Here is an 11,279-nt window from a genome sequence, read left to right as displayed (position 1 = left end):
GTACTACGGCGACGGCTTCTTCCACAACCACATCTTCTGGAACATCGAGCACACCCAGCAGATGGTGCAGCTCTACCGGCAGCGCTTCGAGCACTACGGCCATGGTGCCGCGGATCAGGCCATCGTCGGGCTGGGTGGTCAGGTGTTCATCGGGGACACCGAGGCGGAGGCGAAGAAGTTCTTCCGCCCCTACTTCGACAATGCGCCCGTCTACGGCCACGGGCCGTCGATGGAGGACTTCACCGAGATGACACCGCTGACCGTGGGCACCGTGGACCAGGTCATCGAACGCTACCTGGGCTACGCCGATGCGGTCGGTGACTACCAGCGCCAGATGTTCCTCGTCGACCACGCCGGGCTGCCGAAGGACGTGGTGCTGGAGCAGATCGAGATCCTGGGGACGCAGGTGGTGCCGGTGTTGCGTAAGGAGCTTGAAGCGCGGCGTCCCGCGCACGTGCCCAGTGACCCGCCGCATGCCGGACTGGCAGCCGTTGAACCCACGAAGGAGAGCACCGCGCAGGACGCGAAGGAGGACGCACGATGAAGAAGCTCGTCATCATCAACGCCGGGCTCAGCGACCCGTCCACCACGCTGGACGTGGCGCAGCGGGTGTCGGACGCGACGTTGCGCGAGGTCGCCGCCGCCGGTGAGGGACTGGAGATCGAGACGGTGAACCTGCGCGGCCTGGCGACGGACCTGGCGTCCTTCATGACCACGTTCATCCCCTCCACTGCCCTGGAGGAGGCCCGACGCACCGTCGGGGAGGCGGACGCGCTGATCGCGGCGACCCCGGTGTTCCAGGGCAGCTATTCCGGCTTGTTCAAGATGTTCTTCGATGCGCTGGACATGCACGCGCTCGACGGCATTCCGGTGTCCCTGGTCGCCACGGCCGGAACGCCCCGGCACTCGATGGTGCTGGACTACGCGATGCGTCCGTTGCTGTCGTTCCTCCATGCGGTTGTTCTGCCCACCGGCGTGTTCGTGGCGACGCAGGAGTTCGGTTCATCCTCCGAACTGCCGGCGCGCATCAGCCGGGCGGCCGGGGAACTGGCCATTCAGCTGACCACCACGGGCCGGGTCGAGGGGTTCACGGCTGATTCTGACGGGTCCGGGGCACCGGACAGTGACTTCACCGTCCCCGATGGCGGATTCGCCTCACTGCTCAAGGGGCACTCCGGGTCTTAGCGTTCCGCCGTTGACCTCCGTTCCTGCTCGACCTTGCCTAATGTCCCGCCATCGCGTCCCTGGGCGCACCGTTTTTGGGGCCTTTACTGCAGTGGAGGTGTCGAAAGCGGTGCGCTGGAGCCCGCTGGTGGTGCGCGGCGGACGCATACTCCCGTCAGCGCTCGGCCGCGGTTGCTTCGGAGGAGTTGGTCGATACCGTGAAGCCGTCCAGTAACCCCGGCGCCGAGGCATCGGCGAGCTCCGTGGCCTCCACAGAGGCAACATCGGGGATGTCGTAGCCGCCGTAGCCAGCGGCCGTGGCAACCGTGATGGTGCGCAGACCCAACCACTTCTGCAGGACGGATTCGCGGACGGCGATGGTGCTCACCGCGTCCCGCCGCAGAATCACAGTCGCCCGGGAGAACAGGCCGAAGCGGATGATGAGGTACGGCCCCACTTCCGCATGCCCCAGTGCCCGGTAGGCGATGAACGCGCCCGCCAGGCAGAGACTCCAGACAACGGGGAGGCTCCAGAGAGCCCAGGTGGGAAGGAGGTCGGCGTACACAACGGCACCAAGGACGGCAGCCATGGCCAGCGTCAACAGCGTGGCCCACCACAGCCGACGGGCCAGCGCGACCTGGGGATGCCGTCGAAGCGGGACGTCGAACAGCGATGCGGTTTCCCCGAGGACCTCTGCGGCGGTCCGACGTGCGAGATCCCGGTGGACACGCGGCAGGATTGCCGCCGGGTCGGACAATGACCATACATCGAGCCCGGTGGTGATCACGTGGGTGTCGGTGACACGCAGCCACCGCCAGAACAGTGGCTCGGCGATCTGCACGCCGCGGACGCGGTTCTCGTCGCGGTTGACCTCGCGGGTGGTGAAGAGTCCCTGGCGGGTGCGCAGCTGGGTGCCTTCCGGGCCGGGGACACGGGCGAGCTCGAACCTCCAGAACTCCGTGAAGAAACTCAACGTCAGGCCGACCCAGCCCAGTAGCGTGACCCCGACGACGACCACGACGGCGATGCCCAGCCAGCCCAGGGAACCCCAGTCATACAGGTCGCTGACCAGCCCGGCAAGGTCGACGCCGACCATGGAGGTGATGCCCCAGGCGCCACCGATCACGCCGAGGGCCAGCAGGTAGGCCCAGATGTTGAACATGTTGTAGATGACCCACCGGGGATTCATGGTCGCGAACACATGCTCGTCAGTGGCACCCGGAGTCGCGTCCGGTGCTGTCCCATCGTCAGGGAGCGCTGTGTCCGGTGTCGCCGCGCTCAGAAGTGCTGACTGGAGTGCGAGGGCATCCTCGCGCGAAAGAGCGTCCAGGGTGAACGCCGATTCGCCCGCGGCAGCCTGCTGCCCGGCACCGATCTTCACCATCCTCAGCCCGGAGAGCCGGTGGCGCAGCTTCGCCTCGATGTCCACGCTGCGGATGCGTCCACGGCGCAGTGAGCGGCGCTGTTTGACGATCACCCCGGTGCGCAGTTCGATGTGTGAGTCGGAGACGCGGTAGCGGGTGAACATCCAGCGCACGAGGTCGCCGACGGCGCCGATGACACCGAAGGCGGCGATGGCGATCAGTGGCCACACCACGTCGTTGGTCGCTGAGGCGCGGGTGATGGCGATGGCGACCAGAGCAGGGACCAGGGACAGGACGGTCAGGGCCAGGTCCACCCAGATCACCCTGGAGCTCAGGCGGCTCCAGGCGGTCGGCATGATCCCGGTCATGTCGCATCCCCCGGGATCAGTTCCGCTATCTCGGTGAGTTCATGAGCCACCCTGTCGGCGGTCTGCCTGCTCAGCCCACTGATCTCCACGGCCCCCGATGAGGACGCCGTCGTGATCGACAGTGTCGAGAGTCCGAGCATCTGTTCCAGCGGCCCCTGGGTGGCGTCCACCGTCTGCACGCGCGACAGTGGTGCGGCCCGCCATTCGCGGACCACCCACCCGGTACGGGCGTAGACGGCGGTGTCGGTGGTCTCCCAGCGGTGGACGCGGAAGCGCCAGAACGGCTCCACGAACACACCGACCAGCCAGAATGCCGCGGCGAGTGCGAACGCCCAGGGGAGGGCAGGACGGATGGCGTCGAAGAACCACCCGGCAACGCCGATCCCGATGAGAATGGGCACGAAGATCATGGTGGATTGCAGCATCCACCAGCCGATGGCCCTGCGGTCGATACCGTGGGCGGGTTGCTTCATGTCTTTCATGACGGCACTTTCCTGATGGCGTGGGCGATGAAGTCCTTGAGGGCCTCGATGTGCTCGGTGAGGTCGGTTGTGCGGTCCGGGGCCATGGACAGCGCCCAGGAACCGAGGACACCGTCGACGCTGCTCAGGATCACATTGGCGACCTTCTCGGCGTTGAAGTCGCGGAGCTGGCCCTCCTGTTGTCCGGCGCGCAGGATCTCGGCCATTGCTTCGGTGGCCTCGTGGTCGTCGTCGGCGAAGTGGGTGGTGCCGTCCTCGTCGCGGAGGTTCTCGACGATTCTGGACATGGCGAAGAACTCGGTGGGGCTGGTGGTGAAGAACTCGATCTGGGAGCTGACCCAGGCGTTCACCTGCCCCACGGCGGTGGGCTCGGCGGCGATGCGGGCTTCCATGTATTCCCAGCCGCGCCCGTAGTAGTCCCGCACCATGTCGGTGAGGATCTCGTTCTTGTTGGTGAAGTGGTAGGTCACCACGCCTTTGCTGACCCCGGCCTGCGTCGCGATGCGGGACAGGGAGGCCCTGGAGTATCCCTCGTTGGCGACAACCTCGGCGGTCGCCGTGAGGATCTGGGCGCGTCGTGCCTCTTCAATGAAGGTTCGACCGCTCGGTTCATTATCGGACTGCATGGTTCAATATTAGACTGTGTGGTCTAAAATGGGCAAGAGGGTACGGGCGCGGTGGCGCGGCATGCTACATTGACGTCAATGAGTTAGGTTGACCTAAATCCCCGGGAGGAACCGTGCCGGACCAGTCCGATCAGCACCCCGCATTCGACCACCTCATCCACTGGGTCGAGGACCTGGACGAGAGCATCGCGTCCTACAACGACCACGGCCTGCCGTCCCACGAGGCGCTGACCATGCCCGGCTTCCGCAACGGTGCCTGGGGCATTGACGACGAACGCTACGTGGAACAGGCTGCCGTCGGGGACTGGGACGCCGTCACCGGTTCGACGTACGCGGGGAGCCTGGCGATCCTGAAGCCCCACATCGACGCCAGGAACGGCCCCGGACCGGTCTCCTTCGCCGTCAATGTGACGGATGCCCGGGCGACGGCAAAGCGGTTGCACGCGGCGGGGCACGAGGTCGACGAGATCGAGGTCCGTTTCGAGGACCAGGACGCCGGCTTCGTCGAGGTCTTCCTCCGTGGTGAACGGGACTACGTCCCGTTCTTCATCACCTACGACCCGCCGCGGGAGGAGATCGCCGCGATGCGTGCCGAGCACCGCGCGAAGGAGGGCATCACCTTCGATGGCGTCCCGGACCTGGTGGCGATCCTGGTGCGGGCGGACGATCCGGAGGGAGAGGCCAGGCGGGTCGGGGACGTGATCGGCTGTCCCGTCGACGGCACGACCGTGGAGCTGCCGGGCGCGGAGATCCGCTTCGGAGAGGTGGGGCCGGATGACAGGGTGGGACTCCACGGGATCGTGGTCGGTGGACCCGACGGTGTCGGTGACGGGGGCCCGTTCGAGATCGCCGGACTGACGGTGCAGCGCGACAAGTGACAGGATGGGCGACATGGAGGCCGTGGCCAACGTCCTGATCCTGACCGCCGACAAGCTCCCTTCCGGGCTGCTCCCCGAAGGGACGTTGCTGCTGCGGCACCGGCGGGTGCCCTGGCGCGCCACGGCGGTGATCCCGCTGGTGCCGGAGGATCACACGGTCAGCGTGCTGAGGAAGCTGGCGGGCGCCGGGGTACTGTTGACCAGGGCGGCGCACGCCAGAATCCAGGACGGCCTGGACATGTGGGAGGCCAAGGGGGAGCAGCTGCCGTCGCTGACGGTCTACGAGTACGTGACCTCGGATCCGGAGACCCGCGCCGAGTACTACGAGAGCCAGTACCGGGCCTCCGCCCCCGCGATGCGGGAGCTCTGGGAGGCGGGGCACGTCCAACGGTTCGTGGGGTTGGAGATCATCGAGGACTTCGTCCCGACCCGGCAGGCAACGTGGGACGTCCTGCACGTCACGTCGATTGCGGTGGGCAGGATTCCGTTCATGCTGCGCTGGACGTCCCACTTCGACGCCCACGCCCGTGCCGCCGGATACCCGAGCACGGAGGCGCTGAAGGCGAGGTGGGACGAGCAGCGCACGAAGAAGCAGGGGATGGCCATGGCCCGGGTCATCAGGGAGAGTGAGTTCGGCCGTCAGCGCTGACGACTGGTTGTTCTGTTGTGCCCCAGGCAGGATTCGAACCTGCGACACCCGCTTTAGGAGAGCGGTGCTCTATCCCCTGAGCTACTGGGGCGCACCCGCACAGTCTAGCGCGTGGGCTCGCCGGGGTGGGAACTGTGGTCGGGGTTCGGCGGGGGCAGGGCTCCCGGCGCCTGCAGCACCAACGGGACGGCCCCCTCTCCCGGGTGGGAAAGGGGGCCGCGGTGGTGACCGGTGGTGGGTGGTGCGGAGGTGGGTCCTAGTGCTTGACGACGGCCTCGACGCCGACGCCGGTGAGGGAGCGGACCTCCATCTCGGCCTGCAGGGCGTCCTTGTTGTCCGGCTTGCCCAGGTAGGTGCCGACGATACCGGCCAGGAAGCCCAGCGGGATGGAGATGATCGCCGGGTTGGTCAGGTCGATGATGGACCAGTCGCTGGTGTTGAACATCGCGGTCTCCGTGCCGGAGACGGCGTTGGAGAAGAACAGCACGATCAGCGAGGAACCCAGGCCCACGTAGATCGAGGAGATCGCGCCGGTGGTGTTGAACCGCTTCCAGTACAGGGAGTACAGGATGGTCGGCAGGTTGGCGGACGCGGCGATGCAGAATGCCAGGGAGACCAGGAAGGCCACGTTCTGGTTCATCGCCAGGATGCCGAGGATGATCGATGCGACACCGATGACGACCACGGTGATCTTGGAGACGCGGACCTGCTCCGCCTCGGACGACTTTCCGCCTCGGATGACCGAGTCGTAGAAGTCGTGGGCGAAGGACGCGGATGCGGTGATGGCCAGGCCGGCGACCACGGCGAGCACGGTGGCGAAGGCGACCGCGGATATCAGCGCCATGAAGATGTTTCCGCCGAGCTCGAGGGCCAGCAGTGGCGCCGCGGCGTTCTCGCCACCCGGTGCGTTCCTGATGTTGTCGACGCCGACGTAGGCGGCGGCGGCGAAGCCCAGGATCAGGGTCAGCAGGTAGAAGCCGCCGATCAGGACGATGGCCCAGGTGACGGACTTGCGGGCGTCACGTGCGGTGGGCACCGTGTAGAAGCGCATCAGCACGTGCGGCAGGCCGGCGACACCGAGGCACAGGGCCATGGCCAGGGACAGGAAGTCCATCTGGGCCATGAAGGAGCCGCCGTACTTCATGCCGGGCTCGAGGATGCCTTCGGGGTTCTCGGTGGCACCCTTCTCGTGCTCGTCAACGGCCAGCTGCAGCAGTTCGGAGAAGTTGCCCTTGACCATGACCAGGATGATCACGGCCATGATCACGACACCGGTGCAGAGCAGCACGGCCTTGATCATCTGGACGTAGGTGGTGCCCTTCATGCCGCCGATCAGCACGTAGGCGATCATGACCGCGCCGACGATGGCGACGACGAGGGACTGCTGCCAGGTCTCGTGGATGTCGAGGAGCACGGAGACCAGGGAGCCGGCGCCGGCCATCTGGGCGATCAGGTAGAACAGCGACACGAAGAGGGTCGCGATGGAGGCGGCCAGACGGACCGGTCGCTGCTTCAGGCGGAACGACAGCACGTCCGCCATGGTGAACTTACCGGTGTTACGCAGCGGCTCGGCGACGAGCAGCATGGCGACGACCCAGGCGACGAAGAAGCCGATGGAGTAGAGGAATCCGTCGTAACCGCTCAGCGCGATCGCGCCGACGATGCCGAGGAAGGATGCCGCCGAGAGGTAGTCACCGGCGATCGCGAGGCCGTTCTGGGTACCGGAGAAGCTCGCGCCGCCGGTGTAGAAGTCCTTGGCGGAGTCCTTCTGCTGGGACTTGCTGGCCCTGGTCACGATGTACATCGTGACCACGATGAACGCGATGAATATGCCGATGTTGAGAATGGGGTTGCCCGCATCTGCCTGGGCGAGGATCTGTGTGTGCATTAATCTCTCTCAGTTCTCAGTTGACGGACTAGGCCGGCTTCGGATCGTTCGGGGCGAAGTCGCCCGTGCGCTCGAGGCGGTCACGCAGTGCTGCGGTCCGGGGCTCGAGCTCCTTGTCGGCGAACTTCACGTAGGCGTACGTGATGATGAACGTGGTCAGGAACTGGAGAAGCCCCAGGATGATGCCGACGTTGATGTTTCCCCACACCGCGGTGCCGTACATGCCCGGAGCGAACAGTGCGAGGAGGACGTAGGCGACGAACCAGATGAGGGACGCGATCGTCACGGGGAAGGCGAAGCCCCGCTGCTTCTTCCTGAGCTCCTGGAATTCGGGGCTGGCCTGGGCCTCAACGAATTCCTCCGGTGTTGGCGTATGCCGGGCGTCGGGTGTCGACATCGGCTCCCTTTCTTGTCAGTGATCATGGTCACAGCAGAGCTGCGGATGGGTGACAAATTACAGAACCGGTGGAAACAATTTCAAGGCAGAAGGTTGGTTTCCGGAGGTCCGGGAGGGTATTCACCCCCGTAGATTGCCGTGACATGCACGTACCCCGGGGCATGTCGGGGGTGGTCCATGTCACACGGCGGACCCCTGCCGACCGTGGAATGTGGGAACTACTTGCGAAAACATGTGTACTTCGGACGTGCTGCCCTGAGTATCCCATGAAAGGTGCCCCCACCTGTTTGTTTCAGGTCCGCACCGAGGGTGTTCCCACGCCCGTGGTCCCCCCGTTGTGTTCCGGGGCGGCCTCAGGACGCCAGTGCAGCCAGCTTCGCCCGGACATCGTCGGCCGGCGGGTTGGTCGCGTAGGTCCCGTCGGAGTACTTCACGGTCGGCACCACACGGTTGCCGTCGTTGACGGACTTCACCCACTCGCCGGCCTCGGGGTGGTCCTCCACGTCGACGCGGTCGTAGGACGTTCCGCTGGAATCGAGGTCGGAGGTGAGTCGCTGGCAGAAGGGGCACCACGTGGTGGTGTAGAGGGTGACGTCGGACATATCTTTTCTCTCCTTATTTAATGGGGTCCATCGGGCTTACCGAGCCCGGGTGGTGCGGGTGAATTCACTGATGCGGTAGCGCAGGGGATCCTCGCCCGTGAGAGCGGTGCCCCTCTCCGACTCCAGCCACGGGCCGTCCTCCACGGTGAAGGACCGCTCGGCGCGCATGTCCGGGGCGGACACGCTGAAACGTTCCGGGGCGCCGCAGGCGATCTCGGTGACCACCACCCGGTCGGCGACGGCCAGGCACTGGCGGTAGATCTCGCCACCACCGAGTACCCACACCGTGTTCTCCCTGGTGTCGGCCCCGTGCCTGGCAGCGGCGACCAGTGCGTCCGGAATGGAGGCGCAGACCGTCCCGCCGGGAGCGTCGTAGGACGAATTCCGGGTGATCACGAAGTTCTCCCGCCGGGGCAGCGGACGGAACCTCGGGTGCAGCGCCTCCCAGGAGATACGCCCCATCACCACGGGGCAGCCCGTGGTGGAGTCCGTGAAATGCCTGAGGTCCTCAGGGAGGTGCCAGGGCATGTCCGCACCGTCGCCGATCACGCCACCGGTGGTCTGCGCCCAGATCATGGCGATCTCCACGCCGTCGGGGAAACCGGCGTCACTCAGCGCGTCCCGGGTCAGCGCCGGGGCCCGGTCCTGTGCCGCACTCACACCGCCACCGGGGCCTTGATGCCGGGGTGGGGGTCGTAGCCCTCCACGGCGATGTCGTCGAAGGTGTAGCTGAACATGTCGGACGCCTGGTTCAGATGCAGCGTGGGGTAGGGGCGTGCGTCCCGCGACAGCTGCAGTTCCACCTGCTCCACGTGGTTGTCGTAGATGTGGCAGTCGCCGCCGGTCCAGATGAACTCACCGACCTCCAGACCCGCCTGCTGGGCGAACATGTGGGTCAGGATCGCGTAGGACGCGATGTTGAACGGCACGCCGAGGAACATGTCCGCACTGCGCTGGTACAGCTGGCACGACAGTTTCCCGTCGGCCACGTACAGCTGGAACATCAGGTGGCACGGGGGAAGGGCCATGTTCGACAGTTCGGAGACGTTCCACGCCGAGACGACGTTGCGGCGGGAATCCGGGTTCTCCCTGAGAGTCTCCAGGGCCTGGGAGATCTGGTCGATGTGGTGGCCGTCCGGGGTCGGCCAGCTGCGCCACTGCACACCGTAGATGGGCCCCAGGTCCCCGTTGCCGTCCGCCCATTCGTCCCAGATGCTGACCTTGTGCTCGTGGAGCCAGCCGACGTTGGAGTCACCGCGCAGGAACCACAGCAGCTCACCGATGATGGACTTCAGGTGCACCTTCTTGGTGGTGATCAGCGGGAAGCCCTCGGAGAGGTCGAAGCGGATCTGCCGTCCGAACAGGCTGCGGGTGCCGGTACCGGTGCGGTCGGACTTGGAGGCACCGTCGGCGAGGATCTCGCGCAGGAGGTCCTCGTACGGGGTCGGCACCGGGGTGGAGGGGGAGGGGGCGCTCATGGGTACCAGAATAGGTGTGCGGTGTCGTCCCGTCATCCAGTGGGGCACCTTGCCGCCGCAATCCGCCGGGGCACCCTCAGGGGTGGTTTTTCTGTCGGGGGTCTGCGTTACCGTCTGGCCGATCCGCACGTCGAGTTGAAGGAGACAGCAACCCCATGAAAGAACAACTGAAGATCTCGATGGCGTTTCTGGGGCTGCTCGTCGGCGCGGGCTTCGCGACCGGCCTGGAGGTCATCCAGTACTTTGCGTCGTTCGGGCTCACCGGTTTATGGGGGGCACTGCTGGCCGGGGTGGTCATGGCTGTCGCCGGGGCCGTGATCCTGCAGCTGGGAAGCTATTTCCTGGCGGAGGAGCACTACAGGGTTTTCCGGGGCATCGCCCATCCGGCAGTCTCCCGCTTCATGGACGTCGTTGTGGTCCTCACCCTCTTCTGCATCGGGTTCGTCATGCTCGCCGGGGCCGGGTCGAACCTGGAGCAGCAGTTCGGCATGCCGACCTGGATCGGGTCGCTGATCATGACGGTCCTGGTGATGGTCACCGGACTGCTCGACGTCGACAAGGTCAGCGACATCATCGGCGGTCTCACCCCGTTGCTGATCATCGCGGTGATCGTGGGGTTCGTGTACACACTCTTCAACCTGCCGGCCAGCATCGGTGATGCCGGCGAGACGGCGTCGCTGGAGGAGTCCCCGGTCAGTCCGTGGTGGCTGTCGGCGTTGAACTACAACGGGCTGGCCCTGCTGCTCGGGGTATCGATGTCGCTGGTGATCGGCGGAAACCACGCTGATCTCAGGGCGGCCGGTCGCGGCGGGCTGCTGGGTGGGGTCGTCTACACCGTCCTGCTCGCGCTCGCCGCGTTCACACTGCTGGCCAACATCGACATCGTCGCCGGGGACGACGTCCCGATGCTGACACTCTTCGACTCGATGCACCCGGTGATGGCCTACGCCATGGTCTTCGTCATCTTCGCGATGATCTACAACACGGCCATCGGCATGTTCTACGCGCTGGGGAAGCGCGTGACGTCGGCGCGGCCGGGATGGTACACGCCGGTGTTCCTTGCCCTGTGCGGTGCGGGCTACGCCGTGAGCTTCGTCGGTTTCGACACATTGATGACGTACGTCTACCCGGTACTCGGGTATCTCGGCATGGCGATGGTCGTGGTGCTGGTCGGCTGGTGGCTGTACGCGCGCAGGAGGCTTGCCGCGGAGAGCGGGCACCGCGACACCGTCCGGACGCTCACCGAGCAGCGCGAGGACGGTGACAGCGACTTCGGTGCCGAGGAGAGGTCCGAACTGCGCGAGGAACTGGACGAATCGGACGCTCCCCCGGGGAAGCTCGAGGACCAGATCACCGGTGAGGTCAAGGACGAGGTCGGGGACG

The 11,279-nt window shown here is 65.9% G+C and carries 13 protein-coding genes and 1 tRNA gene; 5 read left to right on the top strand and 9 right to left on the bottom strand.

Annotated features, from left to right (window positions below; all coding sequences use genetic code 11):
• Both ACTIL2_RS08760 and ACTIL2_RS08755 read left to right on the top strand, forming a co-directional pair.
• Positions 1-544, top strand: a 544-nt coding sequence (locus ACTIL2_RS08760; RefSeq protein ID WP_442337076.1) for an LLM class flavin-dependent oxidoreductase, incomplete at its 5' end; no start/stop codon positions are given.
• Positions 541-1,185, top strand: coding sequence for a CE1759 family FMN reductase (locus ACTIL2_RS08755; protein WP_442337075.1), 645 nt, complete (start codon positions 541-543; stop codon positions 1,183-1,185). The genes ACTIL2_RS08760 and ACTIL2_RS08755, both read left to right, overlap by 4 nt.
• Positions 1,186-1,339: 154 nt before the next feature.
• On the opposite strand, the gene ACTIL2_RS08750 is transcribed toward ACTIL2_RS08755, so the two are convergent.
• From ACTIL2_RS08750 to ACTIL2_RS08740, 3 genes are read right to left on the bottom strand one after another with little or no spacing between them, the layout of a single operon-like run.
• A complete protein-coding gene (locus tag ACTIL2_RS08750) occupies positions 1,340-2,896 on the bottom strand; it encodes a PH domain-containing protein (protein ID WP_442337074.1) in 1,557 nt (518 codons plus the stop codon).
• The gene (locus ACTIL2_RS08745; protein WP_442337073.1) at positions 2,893-3,378 is read right to left on the bottom strand and encodes a PH domain-containing protein; all 486 of its coding nucleotides are present in this window, start codon (positions 3,376-3,378) and stop codon (positions 2,893-2,895) included. The genes ACTIL2_RS08750 and ACTIL2_RS08745 overlap by 4 nt, the downstream gene beginning before the upstream one ends.
• Positions 3,375-4,004: a TetR/AcrR family transcriptional regulator gene (locus tag ACTIL2_RS08740; protein WP_442337072.1), complete on the bottom strand. Its 630-nt coding sequence runs from the start codon at positions 4,002-4,004 to the stop codon at positions 3,375-3,377. The genes ACTIL2_RS08745 and ACTIL2_RS08740 overlap by 4 nt, the downstream gene beginning before the upstream one ends.
• Before the next feature lie 113 nt (positions 4,005-4,117).
• On the opposite strand from ACTIL2_RS08740, the gene ACTIL2_RS08735 reads away from it, so the two are divergent.
• Complete coding sequence (locus tag ACTIL2_RS08735) at positions 4,118-4,882, top strand: VOC family protein (protein ID WP_442337071.1); 765 nt, start codon at positions 4,118-4,120, stop codon at positions 4,880-4,882.
• A 4-nt stretch (positions 4,883-4,886) separates the two neighbouring features.
• Positions 4,887-5,531: a hypothetical protein gene (locus ACTIL2_RS08730; RefSeq protein WP_442337070.1), complete on the top strand. Its 645-nt coding sequence runs from the start codon at positions 4,887-4,889 to the stop codon at positions 5,529-5,531.
• A gap of 18 nt (positions 5,532-5,549) precedes the next feature.
• Here the strand turns inward: ACTIL2_RS08730 and ACTIL2_RS08725 are convergent.
• From ACTIL2_RS08725 to ACTIL2_RS08700, 6 genes are all read right to left on the bottom strand, one after another.
• A tRNA-Arg gene (locus ACTIL2_RS08725) sits at positions 5,550-5,622 on the bottom strand.
• A gap of 165 nt (positions 5,623-5,787) precedes the next feature.
• Positions 5,788-7,419, bottom strand: a complete 1,632-nt coding sequence (locus ACTIL2_RS08720) for a solute symporter family protein (protein ID WP_442337069.1) — start codon at positions 7,417-7,419, stop codon at positions 5,788-5,790.
• 28 nt (positions 7,420-7,447) lie between these two features.
• Positions 7,448-7,816 carry a DUF485 domain-containing protein gene (locus tag ACTIL2_RS08715; RefSeq protein WP_442337068.1) on the bottom strand — a complete coding sequence of 123 codons (369 nt, stop codon included), beginning with the start codon at positions 7,814-7,816 and terminating at the stop codon, positions 7,448-7,450.
• A 353-nt stretch (positions 7,817-8,169) separates the two neighbouring features.
• Positions 8,170-8,418 carry a mycoredoxin gene (locus ACTIL2_RS08710; RefSeq protein WP_442337067.1) on the bottom strand — a complete coding sequence of 83 codons (249 nt, stop codon included), beginning with the start codon at positions 8,416-8,418 and terminating at the stop codon, positions 8,170-8,172.
• Positions 8,419-8,454: 36 nt separating this feature from the next.
• Entirely contained in the window at positions 8,455-8,994 is a 540-nt protein-coding gene (locus tag ACTIL2_RS08705) for a dihydrofolate reductase (RefSeq protein ID WP_442337077.1), read from the bottom strand.
• An 80-nt stretch (positions 8,995-9,074) separates the two neighbouring features.
• A complete protein-coding gene (locus tag ACTIL2_RS08700; RefSeq protein WP_442337066.1) occupies positions 9,075-9,896 on the bottom strand; it encodes a thymidylate synthase in 822 nt (273 codons plus the stop codon).
• 155 nt (positions 9,897-10,051) lie between these two features.
• On the opposite strand from ACTIL2_RS08700, the gene ACTIL2_RS08695 reads away from it, so the two are divergent.
• A partial coding sequence (locus ACTIL2_RS08695; RefSeq protein WP_442337065.1) for a YkvI family membrane protein occupies positions 10,052-11,279 on the top strand: 1,228 nt, incomplete at its 3' end.

Origin of the sequence: Corynebacterium sp. (genome assembly GCF_052107835.1) — a bacterium.
Lineage (GTDB): Bacteria > Actinomycetota > Actinomycetes > Mycobacteriales > Mycobacteriaceae > Corynebacterium.
This window is presented reverse-complemented; position numbering and strand designations above follow the sequence as displayed.

Bases quoted from the DNA above. Each gene is read 5' to 3' on its own strand.
- ACTIL2_RS08755 (WP_442337075.1), top strand. From the start codon at position 541: ATGAAGAAGCTCGTCATCATCAACGCCGGGCTCAGCGACCCGTCCACC.
- ACTIL2_RS08750 (WP_442337074.1), bottom strand. From the start codon at position 2,896: ATGACCGGGATCATGCCGACCGCCTGGAGCCGCCTGAGCTCCAGGGTG.
- ACTIL2_RS08745 (WP_442337073.1), bottom strand. From the start codon at position 3,378: ATGAAAGACATGAAGCAACCCGCCCACGGTATCGACCGCAGGGCCATC.
- ACTIL2_RS08740 (WP_442337072.1), bottom strand. From the start codon at position 4,004: ATGCAGTCCGATAATGAACCGAGCGGTCGAACCTTCATTGAAGAGGCA.
- ACTIL2_RS08730 (WP_442337070.1), top strand. From the start codon at position 4,887: ATGGGCGACATGGAGGCCGTGGCCAACGTCCTGATCCTGACCGCCGAC.
- ACTIL2_RS08720 (WP_442337069.1), bottom strand. From the start codon at position 7,419: ATGCACACACAGATCCTCGCCCAGGCAGATGCGGGCAACCCCATTCTC.
- ACTIL2_RS08715 (WP_442337068.1), bottom strand. From the start codon at position 7,816: ATGTCGACACCCGACGCCCGGCATACGCCAACACCGGAGGAATTCGTT.
- ACTIL2_RS08710 (WP_442337067.1), bottom strand. From the start codon at position 8,418: ATGTCCGACGTCACCCTCTACACCACCACGTGGTGCCCCTTCTGCCAG.
- ACTIL2_RS08705 (WP_442337077.1), bottom strand. From the start codon at position 8,994: ATGATCTGGGCGCAGACCACCGGTGGCGTGATCGGCGACGGTGCGGAC.
- ACTIL2_RS08700 (WP_442337066.1), bottom strand. From the start codon at position 9,896: ATGAGCGCCCCCTCCCCCTCCACCCCGGTGCCGACCCCGTACGAGGAC.